Annotated in this window: 22 protein-coding genes and 1 tRNA gene; 14 read left to right on the forward strand and 9 right to left on the reverse strand. The window is 51.8% G+C overall.

What is annotated here, in order from left to right; translation table 11 throughout:
* The 10 genes from OC597_RS24450 to OC597_RS24495 all read left to right on the forward strand — a co-directional run.
* A partial coding sequence (locus OC597_RS24450) for a phage tail tape measure protein (RefSeq protein WP_510181750.1) occupies positions 1-1,318 on the forward strand: 1,318 nt, incomplete at its 5' end.
* Entirely contained in the window at positions 1,318-1,656 is a 339-nt protein-coding gene (locus OC597_RS24455; RefSeq protein ID WP_262210869.1) for a phage tail protein, read from the forward strand. The genes OC597_RS24450 and OC597_RS24455, both read left to right, overlap by 1 nt.
* Positions 1,657-1,665: 9 nt before the next feature.
* Positions 1,666-2,418: a phage minor tail protein L gene (locus OC597_RS24460; RefSeq protein ID WP_262210931.1), complete on the forward strand. Its 753-nt coding sequence runs from the start codon at positions 1,666-1,668 to the stop codon at positions 2,416-2,418.
* A gap of 8 nt (positions 2,419-2,426) precedes the next feature.
* Entirely contained in the window at positions 2,427-3,131 is a 705-nt protein-coding gene (locus OC597_RS24465; protein WP_262210871.1) for a C40 family peptidase, read from the forward strand.
* 37 nt (positions 3,132-3,168) lie between these two features.
* Positions 3,169-3,507 carry a hypothetical protein gene (locus OC597_RS24470; RefSeq protein WP_262210872.1) on the forward strand — a complete coding sequence of 113 codons (339 nt, stop codon included), beginning with the start codon at positions 3,169-3,171 and terminating at the stop codon, positions 3,505-3,507.
* A 39-nt stretch (positions 3,508-3,546) separates the two neighbouring features.
* On the forward strand, positions 3,547-4,161 hold the full coding sequence (locus tag OC597_RS24475) for a tail assembly protein (protein WP_129941359.1): 615 nt from the start codon (positions 3,547-3,549) through the stop codon (positions 4,159-4,161).
* A gap of 51 nt (positions 4,162-4,212) precedes the next feature.
* A complete protein-coding gene (locus tag OC597_RS24480) occupies positions 4,213-7,419 on the forward strand; it encodes a TipJ family phage tail tip protein (protein WP_262210874.1) in 3,207 nt (1,068 codons plus the stop codon).
* 1 nt (position 7,420) lies between these two features.
* Positions 7,421-8,410, forward strand: a complete 990-nt coding sequence (locus OC597_RS24485; RefSeq protein ID WP_262210876.1) for a DUF6453 family protein — start codon at positions 7,421-7,423, stop codon at positions 8,408-8,410.
* 49 nt (positions 8,411-8,459) lie between these two features.
* The gene (locus OC597_RS24490; protein ID WP_262210878.1) at positions 8,460-9,602 is read left to right on the forward strand and encodes a tail fiber domain-containing protein; all 1,143 of its coding nucleotides are present in this window, start codon (positions 8,460-8,462) and stop codon (positions 9,600-9,602) included.
* A gap of 60 nt (positions 9,603-9,662) precedes the next feature.
* A complete protein-coding gene (locus tag OC597_RS24495) occupies positions 9,663-11,051 on the forward strand; it encodes a phage tail fiber protein (RefSeq protein WP_262210879.1) in 1,389 nt (462 codons plus the stop codon).
* Positions 11,052-11,084: 33 nt separating this feature from the next.
* Here the strand turns inward: OC597_RS24495 and OC597_RS24500 are convergent, their stop codons facing one another.
* From OC597_RS24500 to OC597_RS24525, 6 genes are all read right to left on the reverse strand, one after another.
* A complete protein-coding gene (locus tag OC597_RS24500; protein ID WP_262210880.1) occupies positions 11,085-11,324 on the reverse strand; it encodes a DinI-like family protein in 240 nt (79 codons plus the stop codon).
* Positions 11,325-11,334: 10 nt separating this feature from the next.
* Positions 11,335-11,577 carry a DinI family protein gene (locus OC597_RS24505; RefSeq protein ID WP_262210882.1) on the reverse strand — a complete coding sequence of 81 codons (243 nt, stop codon included), beginning with the start codon at positions 11,575-11,577 and terminating at the stop codon, positions 11,335-11,337.
* Between the two features lie 241 nt (positions 11,578-11,818).
* A complete protein-coding gene (locus OC597_RS24510; RefSeq protein ID WP_262210934.1) occupies positions 11,819-12,868 on the reverse strand; it encodes a hypothetical protein in 1,050 nt (349 codons plus the stop codon).
* Positions 12,869-13,129: 261 nt separating this feature from the next.
* A tRNA-Pro gene (locus OC597_RS24515) sits at positions 13,130-13,206 on the reverse strand.
* Positions 13,207-13,283: 77 nt separating this feature from the next.
* A complete protein-coding gene (gene yejM, locus OC597_RS24520) occupies positions 13,284-15,065 on the reverse strand; it encodes an LPS biosynthesis-modulating metalloenzyme YejM (RefSeq protein WP_262210883.1) in 1,782 nt (593 codons plus the stop codon).
* Positions 15,066-15,074: 9 nt separating this feature from the next.
* Entirely contained in the window at positions 15,075-15,302 is a 228-nt protein-coding gene (locus OC597_RS24525) for a YejL family protein (protein ID WP_006317912.1), read from the reverse strand.
* 304 nt (positions 15,303-15,606) lie between these two features.
* Between OC597_RS24525 and yejK the strand changes: the two genes are divergently transcribed.
* On the forward strand, positions 15,607-16,617 hold the full coding sequence (yejK, locus tag OC597_RS24530; RefSeq protein WP_261258063.1) for a nucleoid-associated protein YejK: 1,011 nt from the start codon (positions 15,607-15,609) through the stop codon (positions 16,615-16,617).
* A gap of 84 nt (positions 16,618-16,701) precedes the next feature.
* Here the strand turns inward: yejK and rplY are convergent, their stop codons facing one another.
* A complete protein-coding gene (gene rplY, locus OC597_RS24535; RefSeq protein WP_085117681.1) occupies positions 16,702-16,986 on the reverse strand; it encodes a 50S ribosomal protein L25 in 285 nt (94 codons plus the stop codon).
* A gap of 206 nt (positions 16,987-17,192) precedes the next feature.
* Positions 17,193-18,950, reverse strand: a complete 1,758-nt coding sequence (radD, locus tag OC597_RS24540; protein WP_262210885.1) for a DNA repair helicase RadD — start codon at positions 18,948-18,950, stop codon at positions 17,193-17,195.
* A gap of 309 nt (positions 18,951-19,259) precedes the next feature.
* On the opposite strand from radD, the gene rsuA reads away from it, so the two are divergent.
* The 3 genes from rsuA (at position 19,260) to OC597_RS24555 (ending at position 22,170) form a co-directional block, all read left to right on the forward strand.
* Entirely contained in the window at positions 19,260-19,973 is a 714-nt protein-coding gene (gene rsuA, locus OC597_RS24545) for a 16S rRNA pseudouridine(516) synthase RsuA (RefSeq protein ID WP_099063710.1), read from the forward strand.
* Between the two features lie 39 nt (positions 19,974-20,012).
* On the forward strand, positions 20,013-21,221 hold the full coding sequence (locus tag OC597_RS24550; protein WP_085117674.1) for a Bcr/CflA family multidrug efflux MFS transporter: 1,209 nt from the start codon (positions 20,013-20,015) through the stop codon (positions 21,219-21,221).
* Positions 21,222-21,825: 604 nt separating this feature from the next.
* Positions 21,826-22,170 carry a YejG family protein gene (locus OC597_RS24555; RefSeq protein ID WP_085117672.1) on the forward strand — a complete coding sequence of 115 codons (345 nt, stop codon included), beginning with the start codon at positions 21,826-21,828 and terminating at the stop codon, positions 22,168-22,170.
* 9 nt (positions 22,171-22,179) lie between these two features.
* Here OC597_RS24555 and yejF read toward each other — a convergent pair whose 3' ends face one another.
* Entirely contained in the window at positions 22,180-23,772 is a 1,593-nt protein-coding gene (gene yejF, locus OC597_RS24560; RefSeq protein WP_261258057.1) for a microcin C ABC transporter ATP-binding protein YejF, read from the reverse strand.
* Between the last annotated feature and the right edge of the window lies 1 nt (position 23,773).

Here is a 23,773-nt window from a genome sequence, read left to right on the forward strand (position 1 = left end):
TAACAATGCCATTGCGAGAGTGGGCGCTGCAGGTTTGTCGGCTGAAAGCCCTTGGGGTGGTGAAGACCCGGCCAAGGCAGACAAAAAAGGCCAGCAGGCGCTCAAGCAATATCAGCAGCTGCGTCAGGAAATTGAGGTTGCCCACTCGACAAGCCTTGCCAAAATTGACCTGGAAGAACGGAACTCACAGGCCAAACTGATCGCCACGGCAAAAGCTGCCGGGGCTAGTCAGGCAGATGTGCAACGTGTCATGTCTTTAAACGCAGAGAATTTCCAGCGGCAGCGGTTAGAACTGGCTGAACAATATGCGCCAGGTCAGGCGACGGTGCGTAAGGAGCAGGAAACCAGCCGGGAGCTGAAAGCGCTGTATAACGCACGTTTGCTGACGGAACGCGATTATCTGGTCGCCCGCCATACCCTACAGCAGGATATGGCCCGCGAGAGGTTAAAGGCAGAGGCTGATGCCATTGCGGCCCCACGGCAAAACATCGCCGGGGATGTTGATCCCTCCGTTCAACTGAGTAACCAACTGGCGCAGCAGCAGGCCCAGTATCAGGCGTACTACCAGCAAGGTTACATTGACAAACAGCGCTATGAGCAGTTGTTGCAGGCGGCAACACAGGAATCAACTGACGCGCAATATCAGCAGGCAATGAAACTTTACGCTGGGCAGAGCCAGGTCAATAAGCTGCAGCTTGGGCTGATTGATACGATGCGGGAACGCTCCACCAACATGCTGACCGGGTTACTTACCGGTACCCAGACCTTCAAAGACAGCATGGTGGGTCTGTTTTCCTCCCTCACGCAGTCCATCGTTCAGAATCTGATAGAAATGGCGGCTCAGGCTTTGCTGACCAAAACTATTTTATCTACGTTTATGAGCTTTGGCGGTGGAGCGGCTGGCGGTGGTAATAACCCTGGCACTGTTCCGATGTTCGCAAACGCCAAGGGTGGCGTTTACTCGTCACCGTCCCTGAGTGCCTACAGTGGCCAGGTGGTAAGCCAACCCACAACGTTTGCGTTTGCCAAAGGGGCTGGCTTGATGGGCGAAGCGGGGCCGGAAGCCATTATGCCGCTCAAACGTGGCGCAGATGGTTCATTGGGCGTCCGGGCGATGGTTGCTCCACAGCAGACGGCTGCAGCCCCGATTGTGTATATCACAGTAGAAGCTGGCGGTAATGTCAGTACCCAGGCCGATCCAGGCTGGGAAGAGTTTGGCAAACAGATGGGGAATATTGCCGCTCAGGAAAGCCAAAAGGTCATCAATCGTAACCTGAAGCCGGGTCAGCCGATCTGGAAAGCAATCAAGGGGATGTAATGGCCATTCAGATATTTGGTTTCCCGGCGCGGGTTAATGCTGCCGGCGATACCCGATTCCGTATCCGGAAAGCGCAGTTTGGTGATGGATACATGCAGGTTTCAGGCGATGGGATTAACCCGGTTATTCGCTCTTGGGACCTGACCTTCATCGGTAAATATGACTACATCACGCCCATAATCGCCTTCCTCGAGACTCATCAGGGGGTTAAATCCTTTCAATGGACCCCACCAACCAACGTTCCCGGCCTGTACCGTTGTGAAGGCTATAAGTCTGTTGCGATGGGCGGGGAGAATTACTCTTTGACGGCCACTTTCACAGAGGCCTTCCACGTTTAATCGGAAATAATCATGCTGAATTCAGACCTGCAGAAATTGGAGCCGGGCAACCGCATTCGCCTCATTGAAGTAGATGGCACAAAGTTTGGTGCCGATATTCTGCGTTTTCACTGTGACACGCTGCCCTATACCCCAGAGGAACTCGCTGCTGCCGGCGGTGATGAATCCAAGTTGCCAGCGAAGCCAATATGGTGGCAAGGCAAGGAATATGGCCCGTGGCCGTTTACCGTTGAGGGGCTGGAAATATCCTCAGACAGCCAGAGCACCGAACCAAAGCTAACAGTGGCTAACCTTGATGGGTTGATCACCGCGCTTTGCCTCCAGTTTGAGGATATGGCACAGGCCAAGGTGCTGATCCACGATACGTTGGTTCACTACCTTGACGCCCGTAATTTTCCAGAGGGCAACCCTACAGCTGATCCGGTGCAGGAAAAGCTGCAGGTCTTCTACATCGATCGCAAGGCAACGGAAAGCGATGAATCGGTTGAGTTTGAAATGTCCAGCCCGGCTGACCTGCGGGGGCTACGTATCCCGACTCGGCAAATTCATAGCCTGTGTACCTGGTGCTCCCGTGGCTGGTACCGTACAGGCAAAGGCTGCGATTATGCTGGTACCCGATACTTTGACGACAAGGGCAACCCGGTTGATGATCCCAGCAAGGACCGTTGCGGTGGGTTGCTGAGCGATTGCCAGAAACGTTTTGGCGATAACGAGCCATTACCGTTCGGCGGGTTCCCCGGTGCTTCATTGATCCGACAGTAGGAGGATAGATGAAAGAGAAAACCATAGCGGCCATTATGGCGCATGCTGAGGCCGAGTATCCGCGTGAATGCTGCGGCATCGTGGCGCAGAAATCCCGCGTTGAGCGTTACTTTCCTTGCCGTAACCTGGCTGAAAACCCTACTGAACAATTTCACCTGGCGCCAGAAGACTACGTAACCGCATCGAAATGGGGCACAGTCACAATGATTGTGCATAGCCACCCTGATGCCACAACGCAGCCGAGCGAACTGGATAAGGCGCAGTGTGACGCGTTAGAACTTCCCTGGGTGATTGTCAGTTGGCCTGAAGGGGATTTGCGCACGGTTATGCCGCGTGGAGATTTGCCGCTGGTAGGGCGCCAGTTTGTGCTGGGCCATACGGACTGCTGGGGGCTTGTCATGAGTTATTTCCGGCAGCAGCATGGCGTTGAACTACGAGATTACCGGGTTGATTACCCGTGGTGGGAAAGGGGCGAAAACCTCTACACGGATAACTGGCACGAATGCGGTTTCCGTGAGTTTAATGGCCCGCCGCTGCAGGGGGATATGGTGATAATGCAGGTTTCGGCACCAGTAGCGAACCACGCCGGTATCCTGCTGGAAGATGGCATGTTACTGCACCACATGTACGGAATGCTTAGTCAGCGGGTGCCCTATGGCGGTTACTGGAAGGAACGAACTGTGAAGGTGCTGCGCCACAAAGAACTGATGTGATGCTATCATTCCACTTTTCAGCTTAAGGAAAAGGGTTATGAAAAAGGCTTTATTAATCACGGCACTTGTTATTTCTGGGTGTTCATCGATGAGTGATATGAGAAATTCACCGCCAGCATCATCCTTTACATCATCCAAGGATGCTAAATCTGTATCTGAGTGTATTCTTTTCGGATGGCAAGAGAAAAGTTCTAGATATGGAGATGTTTTTATTCAACCAAATAAAAATGGATTTACGGTTTACTCCCCATCTAATATAGAAATTGTTGATGTATTAAATGTTTCAGGTGAAACAAAAGTTGAATATAGGCATCAAAGCGGAATTTTTTCATACCGAATAGATGACAGAGTAAATAAAATAAAAAGCTGCATTTAAAATAACCCGCCACTCGGCGGGTTATTTATTGGAGGGAACATGGCTTTTATAGACGCACCGCTTAGAACCATCAATTTTCATGGTCCAATGGTTAAGTTATTTGGTCGTAAATTTGAGTATCGTGCACATAGTGTCCCCAAAGCTATTGATGCAATGAAAAATTTACTTGATGGTTTCGAACGGTACATGTTGGAAGCTCACAAGAGAGGGCTAACATTCGCTATTTTTGTTGGTAAGCGAAATATAGGGAAGGATGAGTTAGAGTTAACGAAGGGAACAGAAGATATCCATCTGGTACCTATCATTATAGGTAGTAAACGCGCTGGGTTATTTCAAACTATTCTTGGTGTTGCTTTGATTGCGGTTGCCGCCATAGCTACAGGTGGTGTTGGGGCTGCATTTACAGCTGGTGGAGCTTGGGGGGCAACTGCAATGGCTGGTGCCTCAATGGCCCTCGGAGGGGTTGTCCAAATGCTTTCCCCTCAAGCTGGTGGATTGCGTATGCGGCAAGATCAGGACAACAAACCGAGCTATGCCTTTGGTGGCCCGGTGAATACAACAGCACAGGGTAATCCTGTGGGTGTGCTGTACGGTACACGTGAGATCGGCGGGGCAGTTATATCTGCAGGAATTTACACCGAAGACCAGCAATAAAACCTTTTTGAACAGACAGCCGCAAAAGCGGCTTTTTTTTATGGGCAAAATATGGCACAGAAAATTATCCGTGGTCGAAAAGGCGGCGGCGGCGGTGGCCACACGCCTGTTGAGTCTCCAGACAGTGTTCAATCCATCTCCAGAGCCAAAATGCTGTTCTCACTGGGAGAAGGTGAGTTTGCCGGTCGGCTGGATGGTACAAACGTTTATGCTGATGGTACTCCAGTGCTAAACAGTGACGGGACTGAAAACTTTCCCGGTTTTCGCTGGGAATTTCGACCAGGTACCCAGGCACAAGATTATATCCAGGGCATCCCATCTGTTGAGAACGAGATCGCCATCAGTACAGAATTGAAAAGCGGCACTCCCTGGGTGCGATCAGTGTCAAATCTGCAACTGTCTGCCGTTCGCTTGCGCTTCGGTTGGCCGATGTTGCAATCACAGGCCGAGAATGGGGATGTTAACGGCTATCGTATTGAATACGCCATTGATATTTCGACTGATGGCGGCAGTTATGAGGAAGTATTAACGGCTGCGATCGACGATAAAACTACCTCGCTGTATGAACGTTCGCACCGTATCAACCTGCCGAAAGCTACAACCGGTTGGCAGGTACGCGTGCGCCGCCTGACGCCGAATGCGAACAGTGCCAGAATCGCAGACCGTATGAATATCGAGGCGCTTACTGAAATTATTGATGCCAAGCTGCGCTATCCAAACACCGCGCTGCTGTATGTGGAATTTGACTCCAAGCAATTCCCGAATATACCGAAGATCAGTTGTAAGCCGCGTGGACGAGTGATCCGCGTACCGGATAACTATGACCCGGAAACACGAAGCTATAACGGTGTTTGGACCGGTGGTTTCAAGTGGGCTTACAGCGATAACCCAGCCTGGGTGTTCTACGACATTATTTTAGCTGAGCGCTTCGGCCTTGGTGATCGCATCGATTCCTCTCAGGTATCTGAGTCCGAGCTATACCGCATTGCGCAGTATTGCGATCAGCTTGTGCCTGATGGACGTGGTGGCGACGGTACTGAGCCGCGTTTCACCTGTAACGTTTACATTCAATCGCGTGAGGATGCCTGGACCGTCCTGAGCGATTTAGCTGGCATCTTTCGTGGCATGACCTATTGGGGACGAAACCAAATGGTTGCCCTGGCGGATATGCCGCGTGATATGGATATCACCTACACCCGTGCCAACGTCATTGATGGGAAATTTACCTATTCGTCAGCAAGTGAGCGTACCCGCTATAGCACGGCGATGGTCAGTTGGTCCGATCCCGCCAACCACTATGCCGACGCGATTGAAGCTGTTTTTGATAATGATTTGGTTCGTCGCTATGACGTTAACCAGACGGAGTTAACAGCAATCGGCTGTACCCGCCAAAGTGAGGCCAACCGCCGGGGTCGTTGGGCGTTACTGACAAATAGCAAAGACAGGGCGGTAACGTTTTCTGTCGGTCTGGATGGCATGATCCCCATGCCTGGGCACATCGTTGGCGTTGCGGATCAGATGGCCGCCGGTAGGGTTATCGGTGGCCGCATCAGTAGTGTGGAAGGCCGAAAGGTGAAGCTGGATAGAAAGCCAGGCGCCAAAGTGGGTGATCGCCTGATTGTTAATCTGCCATCTGGTAAGGCACAGGCGCGTACCGTGCAGGCTGTGAATGAGCGTGTTGTGACCGTCACGACTGATTACAGCGAAACACCGGTACCGGAATCAGCCTGGTCGATAGATGCGGATGATCTCGCCGTCCAGCTGTATCGCGTCGTGGGTATTGCTGATAACGGTGACAATACTTTCACTATCAACGCGACAGAGCACGATCCAAACAAATATACCCGGATTGATACGGGGGCGCGTATCGATGATCGCCCCATCTCAATTATTCCTCCGGGCGTCCAGGCACCACCGAAAAATATCACCATAGAAAGCTATTCCTCTGTGAGCCAGGGGATCGCCATCACAACGATGCGAGCAGCATGGGGCTCGGTGGAGAACGCGATAGCGTATGAGGCTGAGTGGCGAAAAGATAACGGTAACTGGGTATCAGTCCCGCGCACATCGGCTTTGGGTTTCGAAGTCCCGGGTATTTATGCCGGTCGCTATTTGGTACGCGTTCGGGCCATCAACGCCAGCGATATTTCGTCAATCTGGGCGACATCGATGGAAACCTACCTGAAGGGTAAGGAAGGCAAGCCGCCGGTGCCGGTTGGGTTCAGGGCCTCTCCTCTGTTGTGGGGCATCCAGTTGGATTGGGGATTTCCATCCGGCGCAGAGGATACGCTGAAAACCGAAATCCACTATGCGGACAACGCTGCCGGCGACAACGCGATGCTGCTGGCCGATATTCCGTACCCGCTCCATACCCACACCATGACCGGATTGAAGGCGGGCCAGGAGTTTTGGTTCCGTGCACGCCTGCAGGACAGGACCGGCAATATCGGGGACTGGACCGGCTGGATTAAAGGGCAATCCAACGCGAACGCAGACGATTACCTTGAGAGCATTGGTGATGGATTCCTGACGGACAAAGACGGTGACCGGCTGACGGGTGACATCGATACAAACATTGAGGCCATACTGCAGAACGCCCTGGCCAATAACGCGACGGTAGAGCATCAGTGGGCGCAGTACGGTACGGTGCGTGCAGATATTCTCATTGTGAAGACCACGATCGCCGAGGTTGATCGGGCACTGGCCGAGATGTCTACCCAGGTGCAGGCGCAGATTGACGACGTTACCGCCGTTCTGGAGGACAAGCTGACGGCCACAGTTGACGCCGACGGCGCAACAGCCATCCACACACTGAAAGCCGGCGTGCGGGTCAATGGCGTTTTCTATAATGCTGGTATGTCGATCGCTGTTCTGGCGGAAACAGGGAAACCAGTAATTACCCGCATTGGCTTCAATGCTAATCAGTTCGTGCTGATGAGCGGCAGCGGTGACAAGCAGTATTCACCCTTTGCTGTCATCAATGGCCAGGTGTTTATCAGCGATGCATTCATTCAAAACGCCTCGATCACGTCTGCGAAAATCGCAGATGCAGCCATTACTAACGCCAAAATCAGCGGGTTTATTCAGTCTGACAATTTCAGCGCTACCAATGGATGGCGCCTTGATAAAAGTGGCGCCGGTGCCGGTCAGATACAAATCAACGGCGGCGACGGCGGCGGACGCATGGAGATACGCGGCGATCAGATTAACGTTTATGACGCAGGCGGAAATCTGAGGGTAAGGATGGGGAGGCTTTAATATGGCCTATGGGTTGGTTGTGAATGGTAAGGAGTTGGCTGCAGTGAATAGCCCATCATTGTTAGCCAACGATAAAGAACCCTGGGCCGATGGAAATCGACAGAAGATATATACCCCCCCGGATTATGTTCCGGGGAATCCAGTTTTTATTGTTGGGCAAACGGGCTATATATTTGGCAGCGCGACAAATCCGCCATTTTATGGTGGGATCACTGGGTGGCGAGCGGATGGGAATAGAATCATCGTTGATTTTTCATCGGCGAATAATCAGGCCTTTTTTACCGAGTTCAGCATATATCAGGTTCAGACTCCGCAATCAGTTTCCGGAACTTACGGAATAATTATCCAAAACTCTGTTGACTGGATGAGTATAAACAGTGCGCAGCGGCTTGGTTATGTTGCATGGAAAGGGGTGGTTACAATAAACGGGCAATGGACTTTGCCAACTGTTCAAAATGACAACACAAAAATTGTTTATGTTCGTTGTGATGATCCAGGTGTATCTGTGTATCACTCTGTGGAATATAACGAATTAACGGTATCGCGTGATAATGGGAGTGGTGAACCTTTCCGAACTACTGCCAGCGTGCAAGTTGTGATTATGAATAGCGGGTATTACCCGCCAACACCAAGCGGCTACGGCATGGTGATTAAAAATGCCGCTGGGAATAACACGTTTACGAGCGATTGTGAACCTTTGCTATGGGATGGGCGTTCAGTAAATGTCGGCAGGAATCCCGACGATTTAGTTGAAACGGGAATTCCGAGGCCTATGATCCCCCTTGCCGTAAATGCATTTATGCGTGGCAACTCAGAAATGAGTGGAGGTTATTATAACTATTACAGTTGTGGCTATAGATTTAACGGGTCGGCGGTTCAATTCTGGCGTGCTGATTCCGGAGCTAAAATACAGACGAAATGGAATGTATCAACGCGATGGTATTCGTCTCAAATGCCGCTAATGGTTATTAACGCTGACCACTACTTCTAACAACCGGCCATTGAGCCGGTTTTTTTATATCTGAATTCAGGAGAACATCATGCCAGCAGGCACTCTAACCCTAACGAATAACTCCGCTGTAGTTAAAGGTGCGGGAACTGCTTTTAACACTGAGCTGAAAGCCGGTGACATGATTGTGAGCGTTGTAGGTGGCGTAACCTATACGCTACCAGTAAAGGCCATTGATAGCGCTACCCAGGTCACACTGATTAAAGCCTATGACGGGCCGACGCAGGCCGGGGCCGCATGGTATGCCGTGCCGCGAGAGGCAATGAACCTTATCACCGCCCAACTGGCAGCAGAGACAGCCAAAGCGTTGCGAGGTCTAAACCTCGACAAAGATAACTGGCAGCAACTATTCAGCGGAACTGGGGACGTTACGGTTAAATTACCAGACGGCAGCGCGTTTACCGGCCCTGCTTGGAATAGCTTTACAGCGGCACTAAATTTAAAAGCTGATAAAACAGACCTTGATAAAAAAGTCGATGCAGCATCACTCGGCAACTCTGCAACTCGTGATGTGGGAACTGGCCCAGGAAACGTTGCGGCGGGGAATGATGGCCGGTTTAATTCAATCGATGGGAATTACGGCGGAGAGCTTGCACGAAATGCCGGGTTAGGTGTTGCTGTGAATGGTTCAAATACATCAGGAACATATAACACAACGCCTCGTTTTGAGACGATTATTCGAGGGCGGGGGCCGACTACAGACCCTCGCGGGGCCAAATTTTCATTATTGATGCAAGAGCAAGTCGATAACACTGCTAATGGGATACTTGAATTTGATGGTTTTGGGAAGAATTTTACGTGGAGGTTTAACCTTGAAGGGAATGGAACAGCACCTGGCTCATGGATTGGTAATTCTGACCGTCGGATAAAAACGAATCTTGAAACTATTGATAATGCACTTTCCAAAGTTGAAAAACTTACAGGATACACAGGGCTTAAAGATGGTCACCCATTTACAGGGTTAATTGCCCAAGATGTACAAGAGGTATTGCCTCAGGCTGTGTCCGTAACGGGGGATTTAAAATTACAAAATGGCGAGATGGTCGAGAATGTATTAGGCGTTAGCTATGGTGAGTTGGCTGGGCTGCTCGTTGAAGCAATTAAAGAGTTATCGGTAAAAGTCAGCCGTCAGGATGAAGAAATTAAAAAATTAAAAGAGTCAATGACTCGTTAATTTAGACACAATGAAATAACCACCAACTCCGCTTCGGCGGTTTTTTTATGGAGAAGTACGATGGTTTTAATCAGCGGTGTATTAAAAGGACCTTATGGAGACCCTCGACCAAGTGTGACAATCACGATGCGCTCTCTAAAAACCTCGTCAACGGTGCTTAACCTGGCAAAATCACAATCTGTGACAAATGACAGCGGCCAGTATTCGTTGAATGTGGAACCTGGTGCGTATGAAGTTATTATTTCTGTCTACGGTGCTCAGCCTGAGCGGGTAGGTGCGATAGAGGTTTATGCGGACTCGCTACCAGGTACACTCAATGACTTCCTGCGGCGCCCAGGTGAAAGCGACATCACGCCGGAGATTATTCAAACTGTCGATCGCATGCGTGTAGACGCCGCTGCATCAGCGGATAAATCTGCCGCATCAGCTGCAGCGGCAAAACAAAGCGAAGATAACTCGGCGGCCACGTTAGCAGCAGCGGTAAAAGAGAGTTCGCGTGCGGTCATCGTCCCTGCAGTAGTCAACGCGATCGGTAACTTTCAGGGATATTTTAAGTTGGCCACACTGCCGATAACCAACACAGGCGTGAATGGTGTGCACTTTATGGTTGCAGCGGGGAGGACGTACGGAACCCCAGGCATGGATATAAAGTTTGTTCAGTTTTCGGCACGCAACGCATCGACGACAGCACTCGATAGCAGAGGGCTAAAAGTTGCATCGCTGGGGCCGGCTGGGCAAGACGTTAAGTTTGGTGCAATTTACAACGCCCAAACAGCGCGGTGGGAGTTATGGATGCTAGGGCCTGCATACAGCATGCCATCGGTATCAATACTCGCAAGCAGCAGCTCAAACGCCATGTCAGGAATTGAATTGCTGAAGGATAATACATGGCAAAAAACCAAGCCTGATGGGTTTACTCCCGTCGCAGAAGATAAAATTTATTCTGGTTATAACGTGACGGTAGACGGCAATGGCTTCCTGAAAGCTGCATCACCGATCGCCAGGCTGACCGGTGAGCCTGAAAAAATGGCCGATGATTACCTGAACGGATTTACCTTGGCCGGCAACGTTGCCGTGAACAGTGAGGCTGCGGGGGTAACTGCAGATCGGGTTTCTGTCGGGGTCTACAAAATCACTGGTTCATTAGGCTTCGCTGAGGAAGGCTGGAGCATCGAGGTTCCTCAGGACGTTAACGGTAACCGCTTGTGCTTTGTGGAAACCAGTACTGGCAAGGACGGCACAATCTATGTGAAGGTCAGCAAACGCCGCTTTGACATCGATACAGCTGCGATTGTAGCTGGTGATCCGATGGATATTCCAGATGGTCGCTGGATTGACCTACGGCTTGAAATGCCTATGCGGGAGGTAGTTGAAGATCCATTGCCAGTAGAACCAGCTCAGCCGCCTGAAGAATTTGACCACCCAGTAGCGCCGGCGGGTGAAGAGTAACCTTTAAGATGCCGGGATAACCCGGCTCTTAAGTCATGGCTGAAACCAGTCGTCCGCACTTTCCCACGTTTCCTGCAGTATCTCCTCGATCGCCTCTCTATCAGCAGTGGTGCCGTTGCGCACAGAAAGCCCGTCCATACCTGCCATGCGAACAGTGGCTTCAACATCGGGAAATTTACGCTGCATCCGCTTGTTCAACTCAATGGCCAGTGCAGAGGCTGCGCCAGCGGGAAGTTGTTTTTTCTTGTCGATAGTCACTTCAACGTAAAGCATGATTGCCCCCTCAGTTGTCGCTTACCAGCCACTGATCCGATTCTTCAAACATTTCTTCCAACATCCGGTTCAGCTTTTCTTTGTCGTTTTTGCTGGCGTCGGTGTTCAGGCTGTTTGCCTGCATTGGTTTTACCCGAACGTCAGCGGCAGGAAAAATACCGTGAACCCGTTTGGTCAGTTCTGCTTTGATCATTTCAGCAGCACCAGGGAGTTTTGCCACATTGCGCTTATCAAACACGAGTTCTACGAACATTCATACGCCCTTAAATTTAACTGTGATTTTATACAGTATATTCGGGTGGGTTATTTTTTCAATGCTTAGCGAGCCAATGGGGCATAAATGGGGCATGGATAGTGCAAAAATGGGTGTTTCTGAGCGGGAGTAGGTTTTTCAAGAAAGATAAAAAACTCAGTAAAAACATAATATAAGCAGTATTGAGCAGGTGTGACAAAAAGAGGCTCATTACGGTATAGACGTATTGAGCCTTTGGGGGCTACTGAGTTTTTTCGTTTTGTTTTGGACTTACAATATTAATCAACTGCCCAGCAGAAATATGATTGTTTTCAGTTACCTCTAGATAACTAATTTCCAAGGTTGTTTCTTGGGCAACCGCATCAGTGAAAGCCTTCAACTCTTCGGTTGATGTAATTTCAGAGCTGGTTTTTATGACGAATGTTTCACCATTTGAAGCGCGGGTCACGGTGATGCTTATGTCTTGGTTAGTAGGGCCGGTACGCGTTACCCCTTTGATATAAAACTCATCTTGTTTTGTGACTTTGAGACGGTCAATAGATTGTCTCTGATTGTAAGTGTTGAGTTCTGCTCTCGTTATTGTTTCGTCACCTATCTTCACCGATTTCACTTTTGGGTCCTGGGATATGTTTTTTAAGAACTTTTCTTTCCCATCCTCCCCATGAGCTAGAACTTCACGACTTATGTTTGTTTGGCCAGTCTTTAGCAATTCTAACGCATTTTTTTGAGCCTGGTTGACGGCATCTGTCGATGTTTTGACAAGTTCGACTTGCGAACTGGCTTCGTGGCGTTGGGTTTCGTAATACTCATTTACCCAGTTACCACCAAAAGTGCCTGCCGAAATAACAATAGCAACAACAGCGCATAGCGCTTGCCGTCCTGTCATTTTTCCAATAGCATCTCTAAGCACCGTCACAGCTCCGTTTACAATAGCATCAGAATCACCATCCGCTTGGCTGGAACCTTCGCTAATATGATAAACGATGTCCAGTAAGTTCTTATCCGAATTAGTTAGTTTCTGCCTGTTATGGGTTTCATGCCTGATAACAGTGAATGCTTTTTGAATCTCATGTGTTAACTCAGCCATACCAAAAAGCATTGATGCCGTCAAAGAAGAATTATACCTTTTTTTATCTCCTTTCACATTAATGCTGATGGTTGGCCACCCTTTAAACTCTACCTCAGGGAAGTCGAATTCATCGGAGTCCAGATCCTTTCTGGAAAGCATGGATGCGATAAATGCATTAAAATCGTTTTCGCTTTCAATCAGATACTTTTCTGCTGTAGTCATTTTTTTCACCTTTTAACTCCCTGGCAAAACCTTGCGTGCCGATCGACTGCCGGCTTCGCGCTGCGTGTAATTATTCAAACAAAATGCTCTGGAATTGACCCCTGATTTTCGGCGGGTATGCCAGCTAAAAGCATTAAGGGATCATCGTCTCAGAATGGTTTTTCGTCGGTAGTTTTACCATGGTTTTACCATCATTTTACCATGTTAAAATTGTAGGTATAAAAAAACCAACCGTAACGGGTTGGTTTTTCTAAGTATTTTTGGTCGGCATGAGAGGATTCGAACCTCCGACCCCCGACACCCCATGACGGTGCGCTACCAAGCTGCGCTACATGCCGACGCTGTAGCAAATTATACTACCCTTTCTCAATTTCAAATCAAGAGCGCACCAGCTGACTGATTGTATTTTAAGCAATTAGTTGGCGATAAAGCGTTTCACATCGGTCAACACCTGCAGCAGCAGGGCGAGCTGTGGCTTCTCGTCCTTGATCTCTTTGTCGTTCTTATCATACGCGCGGTAGTTGCCGCTGCTGTCCAATACCAGGGTTTGTGTTGGTGTGGTGATCACCAACAAGCTGTTGTCACCGGTTGCGACCCAGTTGTTCCGGCGCTGGGCGGTAAACAGGTCTTCACCCTGCGAATAATCATTAGGGCTGGTTTTCACGTGCAGCAAACGCTGCATCAGCGTGCGCATCACGTCGTTATGGCCGGTCAATTTATTGATGGTCTGCGCCGGCGTACCCGGCCAATGGATAACCAAGGGGACTTGCAACTGTTGCTGGTTGAAACTGGTGCCTGCGCCCCAGTAGCCTTTGCCGGTGTCATTAAATTCAACGCCGTGTTCTGCGGTAATCACCACCACGGTTTTATCCAGAACACCACGCTCTTTCAGCGTACTAAGTACCTGAGCAATTTGCGCATCCACATCCTGCGCGCCTGCGCGGTAGCGCTGAATAAAGTCGGCAGGGGCTGGCGTTTTCTCTTTGGCAGCAGGTTCAGCGCCACGGAAATTAATATAAGAGAACCATGGGCGGCTACTGTTTTGGTCGGCCAGCCAACGTTGCCATTGTTGCGTGGTCGCCGTGTCATTTTGCTGTATTGGCGCCGGTAGCGTGAAGTCGGTCAACAGCGCCTGGCGATACAGGCTGGCGTTAAAGCCGTCTGACGAGAACAAACCAAACTGATAACCCTGGGCGCTGAGTGCGCTGACCAGAGCAGAAGGTTTGCGTGCGGCGAGAATGCTGTCCAGATAGGTCGGTGAAATGCCGTAGAACAGGCCAAACAGACCGGTATCCGCATGATTGCCGGAACTGTAGTGATCGCTGAAGCGGACATTTTCCTGTGCGAAGCGGGTCAGGGCAGGCATATCCTGCTTCATATCCTGCTCACGGACGCCGTCCACCACGATCATCAGCAGATTATAGCCGCTGCCTTTGTCACTGTAGCTAAGATCGCTAAGTGGATATTCTACCGCAACGGCTTCCGGATTCCCTTGCTGCACCAGGCGGCGTTCATATTCTTGCGAATCGAGCAGGCCATGTTTTTCAAGGAATTTACGCGCGGTCATTGGGTATGACAGTGGCAGGTTGGCCCGCTGCATGGTGATCGGGCGGTAGAAATTGGCGTCGGCCCAGATATAAATCAGGTGCGAGGCGAAAAAGGCACTGATAAACAGCGCAGCCAGCGGCTTACCGAACCTTTGACGATTCAGACTGCGTAGCTTTTGCCAGCTCCAGGTGCCAAACAGCATCTCGACCAGAAAGATCACTGGCACGCAGATAAACATCAGTTGCCAGTCGCGCGCCAGCTCACTTTGGTCCGGATTGACCACCAGTTCCCACACCACCGGATTAAGGTGAAGGTGGAAATGCGTGAATACTTCGCTGTCTACCAGCAACAGCGTCAGTCCGGCGGTGGCCAGCGCGGCGGAAATAAATCGCAGCAGCCGCTGCGACATCACCACAAAGGTGAGCGGGAAGATCACCAGCAGATAGCCGGCGAAAACGATAAAGCTGAAATGCCCCAGTAAGCTGACCAGGGCATAAACCCGGCCCAACAAGGAAGAGGGCCAATCGGTGACAAACAGGTAGCGGCTGCCCAGCCCGAGGGCAAGCAGGATATTGAATAAGGCGAACCAGTGCCCCCAGCTAATCATCTGGGAGACTTTTTCACGATAACGCTGACGGTTTGTCACCATAATTAATTATTAATGCGCTTTATCTTCACGAATAGAAGCTTGCAGAGCTTCTGCAAACGATCTTGCCAATGTTTTCCGCTGCGCGGGGGCAACACTGGTGTTGATCAGATTAGTTACCATGTTACCCAGCACCATCAGAGAAAGATCGGTGGGAGTATGGTGTTTTTCCAGAACATTAACCAGCTCAGAGAGCAGCTGTTCAACATGTTCGTCACTGTAACGGGATGATTGTGGCATAAAAATTGCGCTCAACGCCTGACAAAGTCCCATATCTTACCGTATAGGACAGTGATTTTCCGCTCTTTTATCGATTCCCTTTGTCTTTCAAACCCTAGCGTGGCAGGTGGTGCGAGTGGCCTCCGTTGCGGGCTCGGGCCAACTGCAAGCCTGTTGCCTGAAATTCAGGGGGTATTCCAGTTATTTACGACCTGTATGGGAGTTGGGAATTTATCGATGGCTGGTGATGTGATCGCTGCTTAAAAGTTGCAGCACGGTAGCCTTCAGTGTTTGAATACGCGCCTAAAGAACAGGAGGATTTACCATGAGTCTGGATATCGACCAGATCGCTCTGCACCAGTTGGTCAAACGCGACGAACAAACGCTGGACGTGGTGCTGCGCGATTCTCTGCTGCCAACCAATGCGGCGGTGGAAGAGATGATGGAAGAGCTGCATCGTGTCTACAGTGCCAAGAGCAAGGCTTACGGGCTGTTCAATGAAGGCAGTGAACTGGCGGACGCGTTGCGTACCTGCCGCAAGGAAGACAAGGACTTTTTGGCCTTCAGCCGTGCGGCGACCGGTCGCCTGCGCGATGAGTTGGCCAAGTATCCGTTTGCCGAAGGTGGCGTGGTGTTGTTTGGCCAGTACCGTTACCTGGCGGCGGAGTATTTACTGATTGCGGTTCTGAACAGCCGCAACAGTTCGCGCGTTAACGAAGAGCTGGATATCAATACCACCCATTATCTGGACATCAACCACGCCGATATCGTGGCGCGTATCGATCTGACCGAGTGGGAAACCAATCCGGAGTCAACCCGTTATCTGACCTTCCTGAAAGGGCGAGTGGGTCGCAAGGTGTCCGATTTCTTCATGGACTTCCTGGCGGCGGCCGAAGGGCTGGACACCAAGGCGCAGAACCGGGGCTTGCTGCAGGCGGTTGACGATTATTGCGCCGATGCGCAGTTGGATAAGAATGAGCGTCAGTCGGTACGTCAGCAGGTTTACAGCTACTGCAACGAACAGCTGCAGGCCGGCGAAGAGATTGAGCTGCAGGAATTGTCGAAAGAGATTGCACCGGTAGGTGAGAAAGATTTTCTGCAGTTCTCCAGCGAGCAGGGTTATCAACTGGAAGACAGCTTCCCGGCCGATCGCGGTACGCTGCGTCAGTTGACCAAGTTTGCCGGCAGCGGCGGCGGTATCAGCATCAACTTTGACGCCATGCTGTTGGGGGAGCGAATTTTCTGGGATGCGGCTACCGATACGCTAACCATCAGAGGCACGCCACCGAACCTGCGCGATCAGTTACAACGTCGCCAGAACAGCGGCAATAAGTAATTTTGCCGGATAGCAGACAATAAAAAACGCCGCAATTGCGGCGTTTTCTACTTCGGCGTCCCGAAAGGTTCGATTTCGTTGCGATTAAACGCGACGGAAGTCGATGTGAGCCAGTTTCGGCTTGAACGGGTGACGCTGTACAGCCTGAACTTTCACTTTGGTTTCTTTACCGTCGATAACCAGAGTTACTGCTTCGCTGTAGAATTCTGGTTTGATTTCCATGTTCTTAACAGAATCATGGTCCAGTTCGATGGAAACTGGAGCTTCTTCGCCACCGTAAACGATAGCTGGGAATTTGTTGGCAATACGCAGGCGGCGGCTCGCACCCTTACCCTGGTCTTTACGTACTTCTACATTAATAGTGAACATTGTTTTTTCTCTAAAAAGAAAATTTACCCTGCTACAGGCGACCCAGTAGCAAGTTCGATTTACCCGTTGTCTTCCAGGCCACAGCTTGAAATTCGCAGGATATAACCTGCTTTAGCACCGGGAGAACCCAGGCAAAGCGGGCGGCAGTTTAACGGAAAGCCGTCCGCAGGGCAATGGAAACCTGCCCGATTTGCAGGCAGTCAGGATCAATACAGTTCATTGGCACGGCGGAAGCGGCCTTGATAATCGAACACTTTTTCCCGTACCTGCCAGAATTGTCCGCGCTTGCGGGCCACCACAAAATCCGGATGGCGCAGCAGCGTTTGCTGGGCCAACACGTCGGCGGCGGTTTGCCAGGCAAACGGCACCCCGGGTGCACGCTGATGCGGGCGCAGGAACAGCATTTCGAAGGCTTTGCGCTGCGCCGGCGTTTGCAGTCGAAAACGTTCGCTGGTGCTGGTGCCGTCTTCGTCGAAATAGGTGGCTTTCAGCCACTCGCCTTTATCATCGCGGCCAGTTTGCAGCTCCATGCCGCCACAGCGCAGGACCAGAGCGTCTTTTAGCTTCAGCGCGGCCTTCAGCATATCGTCAGGGTCGACCAGCACTTCCTGGCACTGATGGCAGCGACGGGCGGCAATGTCATTTTCCGCACCACAGTGCGGGCAAATTTTGAAGCGGAAACGGTAGTCGCATTGCTCGCGATGGCCTTCATCGTCCTCCAACCAACCCTGACAACGGCGGCCGTAGTGTTCAATGATATCGCTGCTCTCGGTGCACTTGCCCCAGAACAAATTGGCGAAGCCGCAGCCGGGGCAGAACACCTGTACCGGCTGACTGTCGCTGTGTGGCTTGCTGACCCCGACCTCAGGCGTAAACAGGTCGTGTGGGTTACCGGCGTAGTCGAGGATCAGACAATCCTCTTTACCGGGGGCCAGCCGCAGCCCACGGCCGACGATTTGCTGATACAGGCTGACGGATTCGGTTGGCCGCAGAATGGCGATCAGATCGACATGCGGTGCATCAAAGCCGGTGGTCAGCACCGCCACGTTGACCAGGTAGCGCAATTGCTGTTGTTTGAATGCCTCAATCAGCGCATCACGCTCGGCGGCGGGGGTTTCGGCGCTGACCAGCGCGGCTTCACCGGAAGGCAGCAGGCCGTGGATCTCACGCGCATGTTCAACGGTGGAGGCGAAAATCATCACCCCCTTACGTGTTTCGGCATATTCGACGATTTGGCTGATGATGTGCGGCGTAATACGATTTTGCTGTTTTAGCTCACGGTTCAGGTCTACTTCGCTGAACAGGCCGTTGCTTCTGGCCTCCAGGCGGCTGAAATCATACTGCACTATCGGCATATCCAGCCGTTCCGGTGGCACCAGATAACCGTTCTTGATCATATAGCGCAACGGCAGTTCATAAATGCAGTCGCGAAACAGGCTATTGGCATCACCGCGGGTAAAACCGTGATAGTGATACTGATAAATCCAGCCTTTACCCAGTCGATAGGGCGTGGCAGTCAGGCCCAGCAGCCGCAGCTGTGGATTGGTTTTTTGCAGATGCTGAATAATCTGTTGGTACTGGCTGTCGTCATCGTCGCTGATGCGGTGGCATTCGTCGATAATCAACAGGGAAAACGCCCCGTCAAACAGTGGCAGGTTCCGAGCCACCGACTGTACGCTGCCGAACACCACCTTGCCTGCGCTGTCTTTTTGCTGCAGTCCGGCGGCAAAGATATCGGCATCCAGCCCGTAGGCGCGGTATTTGGCGTGGTTCTGCGCCACCAGTTCTTTCACATGGGCCAGCACCAATACCCGGCCGCGTGCACGTTTCGCCAGCTCGGCGATCACCAGGCTTTTTCCGGCTCCGGTCGGCAGTACGATCAGCGCCGGTTGCGGGTGCTGACGGAAATGTTTGATGGTGGCTTCGACCGCTTCCAGTTGGTAAGGGCGTAGAGTAAAGGCCATAAATTAACGCCGTGAGTTGAGAAGGGCCGCAGGGAACAGGTTTTGTAACCTCTGATCCCACCAAAACAGTGACATTTTACTCCCCTGACGGCTAAAAAATTTCTATTATTATGCCTTCTGAGTACTCGCGGTGCGAGAAGCGTCGAAATTACCTCTGTCAGGGGGCCGTTTCCATCGCTATACTCGTGTGACAGTAATCGCTGTATCCCCCTCTTCGAACCTGCCCTGTTGCACCCGGTGCAACGGTGGGTGTCATATTTTAGCAATACGATCAATGCGATCATAACAACGACAGGCAAAGCAGATTCAATGCGACTGGACAAGTTTTTATCTCAGCAGTTAGGTGTTAGCCGTGCGCTGGTAGCGCGCGAACTTCGGGCAAAACGCGTCACCGTGGACGGTGAAGTGGTGAAGAGCGGGGCACTGAAACTGACTCCGGAGCAGGAGGTGGCGTTCGACGGCAACCCGCTGCAGCGCCAAAACGGCCCGCGCTATTTTATGCTCAACAAACCGCAGGGTTACGTTTGCTCCACGGACGATCCCGATCATCCGACGGTGCTGTATTTCCTCGATGAGCCGGTGGCCTACAAGCTGCACGCTGCCGGTCGCCTGGACATCGATACCACCGGCCTGGTGTTGATGACCGACGACGGCCAATGGTCGCACCGTATCACCTCACCGAAACATCACTGTGAGAAAACCTATCTGGTGACGCTGGAGCATCCGCTGGCGGAAGATACCGCGCAGCAATTTGCTGAAGGCGTGCAGTTGCATAACGAAAAAGACCTGACCCGGCCTGCGCAACTGGAACAAATTGAAGACAAGCTGGTGCGTCTGACTATCAGCGAAGGGCGTTATCATCAGGTGAAACGCATGTTCGCCGCGGTCGGCAACCGGGTTCTGGAGCTGCATCGTGAACGTATCGGCGCCATCGTGATGGATGAGGATCTGGCAGAGGGCGAATACCGTCCGCTGACCGAAGAAGAAATCGCCAGCGTCGGTGCTCCGCACCTGCAAGATTAATTCAATACTAGATTACGGCTGATGAAGGAGTCGTCGAACGTGTTACAGAACCGGTCATCTCACCTCGGTTTGATTTTTATTCTGGGTCTGCTGTCCATGCTGATGCCGCTGGCCATCGACATGTACCTGCCCAGTATGCCGGTGATTGCCAAACAGTTCGGCGTCGGGTCGGGCAGCGTACAGATGACGCTCAGCGCCTATATGCTCGGCTTTGCCCTGGGGCAGTTGTTCTACGGGCCAATGTCAGACAGCATTGGCCGCAAGCCGGTGATCCTGTGGGGAACGCTGATCTTCGCGATTGCCGGTGGTGCCTGCGCTATGGCGCAGTCGATCGACCAATTGATCAACCTGCGTTTCCTGCATGGACTGTCGGCGGCGGCGGCCAGCGTAGTGATTAACGCCCTGATGCGCGATATGTTCACCAAGGACGAGTTCTCGCGCATGATGTCGTTTGTCATCCTGGTGATGACCATTGCGCCGTTACTGGCACCGATGATCGGTGGCGCGCTGCTGTTGTGGTTCAGTTGGCATGCGATTTTCTGGACCATGGGGGCCGCGGCGCTGATCGGTTCGTTGCTGGTGGCGTTCTTTATTAAAGAGACGTTGCCCAAAGAGCGGCGGCAAAAATTCCATCTGCGTACCACGCTGGGTAACTTCGCCTCATTGTTCCGCCATAAGCGCGTGCTGAGCTACATGCTGGCCAGTGCCTTCTCCTTCGCCGGTATGTTCTCGTTTCTCAGTGCCGGGCCATTCGTGTATATCGAACTGAATCATGTTTCCCCGCAGCACTTTGGCTACTATTTTGCGCTGAACATTGTCTTCCTGTTCCTGACGACGTTGGTCAACAGCCGTAATGTCCGGCGGTTGGGCGCGATCAAGATGTTCCGTTTGGGGCTGTTTGTTCAGTTGGTCATGGGGCTGTGGCTGCTGGCGGTAAGCGCTATTGGCCTGGGGTTCTGGGCATTGGTGATTGGCGTGGCGGTGTATCTGGGCTGTATTGCCATGATTTCATCAAACGCCATGGCGGTGATCCTGGACGATTTCCCACATATGGCGGGCACGGCGTCTTCACTGGCCGGTACCTTGCGTTTCAGTATCGGTGCATTGGTGGGGGCGATACTGGCAATGGCTCCCGGCAAGAGCGCCTGGCCGATGGTTTCCTCGATGGCGCTGTGCAGCATCGTTGCGGTGCTGTTCTATCTGTATGCCAGCCGACCACGGCATAAAGCGTCGCCTGATACCCCGTAGTTTCTCCTTTCTGACTCAGGCTCAATCTGGTGTTGAGCCTGAGTGAAATCAGCCCTCTGTCACTCCCTTCTGAAATTCTGGCGCAATAAAAAATTCGTTGCTAAATATAAGTGCGCTAAGCGATGGTTTGCCGTGCTGCCTGTGTGCTTTTTGTTAAAAAAAATGCTCTGCCTGCGCCGGGCTGCAACCGGTCTTTGCCCAATAGGTTTGACCAGGAAACGGTACGCAATTTAACTTAGTGATAATGATAATCAATGAGTTAACGCGTTATCACTGGTTGTTGAACAACCTTAAATGTTTCCTCAATGTAAAATTATGCGGAGCAATAAGTAACCGTATTGCAAGAAAAAAGAGTTGAGATCGCGGCGGGAAAGGGTTACATATAACGAAAAAATGCGAGCTGAGTCTCAAAATGCCGTGAAATGACCCCAACGGGCGTCACTAAAACAGCAGGACATCGGCAAGCGCAGGGGGCTAGTTAACTGCTTGTGACGTATTTTACATTTAAATAACATTCATGAGCGGCAGAGTCAGGCGTCAACGGCTATAACTTAGTTACCCTGTCAGGTAAAAAGTGTTTCATTTTTCAAACTAGGGATTTCATGTGGAAAGTATCCAACTTTCGGTAGTTCATCGCTTGCCGCAAAGTTATCGTTGGCTATCAGGTTTTACCGGCGTCAAGGTTGAACCGATTCCGCTCAGCGGAATAGACGAAGATAACAATCTGATGGGGCTGAAACTGCTCAGCCATGAGGGCGCCGACGCCTGGCAGGTGATGCAGCAGCTTAAGCTGTCTTTGCAGGAAATTCAGGTCGACTGCGCCATCGTAGAGTGGGAAGGGGAACCTTGCCTGTTTGTGCATCGCGGCGATGAAAGCGCCACCATGTGCCGGTTAAAAAACGTAGGTGCCGCTATTGCCGAGCAGATGAGCGCTCAATACCCTTTCTGAACTCCGTCGCTAATCCGCCAGTTGTAACAGCTGCTGCGTATAAGCGGCGGTCGGTGAGTTAAAGATCGTCTGGCAGTCGCCTTGCTCCACCACTTCCCCCTGTCGTAACACAATCACCTGATGGCACAGTGAACGCACCACCTGCAAGTCATGGCTGATAAACAGATAGGCCAGTCGGTGGCGTTGTTGCAGCGATTTCAGCAACGTCAGGATTTGCGCCTGCACCGACTTATCCAGCGACGAGGTCGGCTCATCGAGGATCAGCAACTGCGGTTGTAAAATCAGCGCCCGTGCGATGGCGATGCGTTGGCGTTGGCCGCCGGAAAACTCGGTAGGGTAGCGATAGCGCAGGGCGGGATCCAGCCCCACCTCCTGCAATGTTTCAATCACCCGCTGCTCTCGTTGTGCAGCGCTCAGTTTCTGGTGGACTTCCAGCCCCTCGGCGATGATTTGCAGCACATTCAGCCGTGGATTCAGCGCGGAGAAAGGATCCTGGAACACAATCTGCATCTGGCTGCGGTACGGCAACATTTGCTTCATGCTGAACTGGTGCAACGGCTGGCCTTTAAACCACATGGAGCCGTTGGCATTAAGCAAACGCAGTAACGCCAACCCGGTGGTGCTCTTACCCGATCCTGACTCGCCCACCAGTCCGACGCTTTCCCCGGCCTTCAGTTCAAAGCTCAAATCTTTCAGCGCATAATGTTGGTCCACCGTACGGCGCAGTAAACCACGCCTGATCGGGAAACTGACCTGGAGGTTTTCCACTTTCAGCAACGGGGCGGCATCGGCCGGCAGCGGCAGCGGGTCGCCCAGGTTCTCTGCTGCCAGTAATTGTTGGGTATAGGGGTGTTGCGGCTGGCTAAACAGGCGGGTTCGGCTGTTTTGCTCAACGCATTGACCCTGGCGCATCACCGCCACGTTGTCCGCCAGGCGGCGCACAATATTCAGGTTATGGGTGATAAACAGCAGGCCCATGCCCATTTCTTGCTTCAATTCGTTCAGCAACAACAGAATTTGCGCCTGAATGGTCACATCGAGCGCGGTGGTGGGCTCATCGGCAATCAGCAGCTTAGGCTGGGTTAACACCGCCATGGCGATCATCACCCGCTGACGCTCGCCGCCGGAGAGTTGGTGCGGGTAGTCTTTCAAACGCCCTTTAGCGTTGCGAATGCCAACCCGATCCAGGCATTGAATTATTTCACCGCGAGCAACATCGCGCCGCATACCTCGATGCAGCGCCAATACTTCCGCCAGCTGTTTCTCAATGCTGTGTAACGGGTTGAGCGACACCATCGGCTCCTGGAAAATCATTGAAATCTGGTTGCCGCGCACCTTGCGCAGTTCGGCCTCCGAGGCATGGAGTAACGAATGGCCGTTGAACTGGATATCACCGCCGGTATAGACCACCGGTGGCGAAGGCAGCAGGCGCAGCACCGACAGCGCGGTGACGCTTTTGCCCGATCCGGACTCCCCGACCAGCGCCAGCGTTTCTGCCTTTTCTATCTGTAGCGAAATACCGTTGACTACCTGATTCAGCTGGTCACCCTGGCGGAAAGCGACGCCGAGATCCTGAATTGAAAGCAAAGGAGTGCTAGCCATA

Source organism: Serratia proteamaculans (assembly GCF_946227095.1).
Taxonomy (GTDB): domain Bacteria; phylum Pseudomonadota; class Gammaproteobacteria; order Enterobacterales; family Enterobacteriaceae; genus Serratia; species Serratia proteamaculans_E.

Coding starts and splice junctions, on each gene's coding strand:
- radD (WP_262210885.1), bottom strand. CDS start 18,950: ATGGCCTTTACTCTACGCCCTTACCAACTGGAAGCGGTCGAAGCCACC.
- OC597_RS24480 (WP_262210874.1), top strand. CDS start 4,213: ATGGCACAGAAAATTATCCGTGGTCGAAAAGGCGGCGGCGGCGGTGGC.
- OC597_RS24485 (WP_262210876.1), top strand. CDS start 7,421: ATGGCCTATGGGTTGGTTGTGAATGGTAAGGAGTTGGCTGCAGTGAAT.
- OC597_RS24465 (WP_262210871.1), top strand. CDS start 2,427: ATGAAAGAGAAAACCATAGCGGCCATTATGGCGCATGCTGAGGCCGAG.
- OC597_RS24495 (WP_262210879.1), top strand. CDS start 9,663: ATGGTTTTAATCAGCGGTGTATTAAAAGGACCTTATGGAGACCCTCGA.
- OC597_RS24500 (WP_262210880.1), bottom strand. CDS start 11,324: ATGCTTTACGTTGAAGTGACTATCGACAAGAAAAAACAACTTCCCGCT.
- rplY (WP_085117681.1), bottom strand. CDS start 16,986: ATGTTCACTATTAATGTAGAAGTACGTAAAGACCAGGGTAAGGGTGCG.
- OC597_RS24510 (WP_262210934.1), bottom strand. CDS start 12,868: ATGACTACAGCAGAAAAGTATCTGATTGAAAGCGAAAACGATTTTAAT.
- OC597_RS24455 (WP_262210869.1), top strand. CDS start 1,318: ATGGCCATTCAGATATTTGGTTTCCCGGCGCGGGTTAATGCTGCCGGC.
- yejK (WP_261258063.1), top strand. CDS start 15,607: ATGAGTCTGGATATCGACCAGATCGCTCTGCACCAGTTGGTCAAACGC.
- rsuA (WP_099063710.1), top strand. CDS start 19,260: ATGCGACTGGACAAGTTTTTATCTCAGCAGTTAGGTGTTAGCCGTGCG.
- OC597_RS24505 (WP_262210882.1), bottom strand. CDS start 11,577: ATGTTCGTAGAACTCGTGTTTGATAAGCGCAATGTGGCAAAACTCCCT.
- OC597_RS24475 (WP_129941359.1), top strand. CDS start 3,547: ATGGCTTTTATAGACGCACCGCTTAGAACCATCAATTTTCATGGTCCA.
- OC597_RS24490 (WP_262210878.1), top strand. CDS start 8,460: ATGCCAGCAGGCACTCTAACCCTAACGAATAACTCCGCTGTAGTTAAA.
- yejM (WP_262210883.1), bottom strand. CDS start 15,065: ATGGTGACAAACCGTCAGCGTTATCGTGAAAAAGTCTCCCAGATGATT.
- OC597_RS24525 (WP_006317912.1), bottom strand. CDS start 15,302: ATGCCACAATCATCCCGTTACAGTGACGAACATGTTGAACAGCTGCTC.
- yejF (WP_261258057.1), bottom strand. CDS start 23,772: ATGGCTAGCACTCCTTTGCTTTCAATTCAGGATCTCGGCGTCGCTTTC.
- OC597_RS24470 (WP_262210872.1), top strand. CDS start 3,169: ATGAAAAAGGCTTTATTAATCACGGCACTTGTTATTTCTGGGTGTTCA.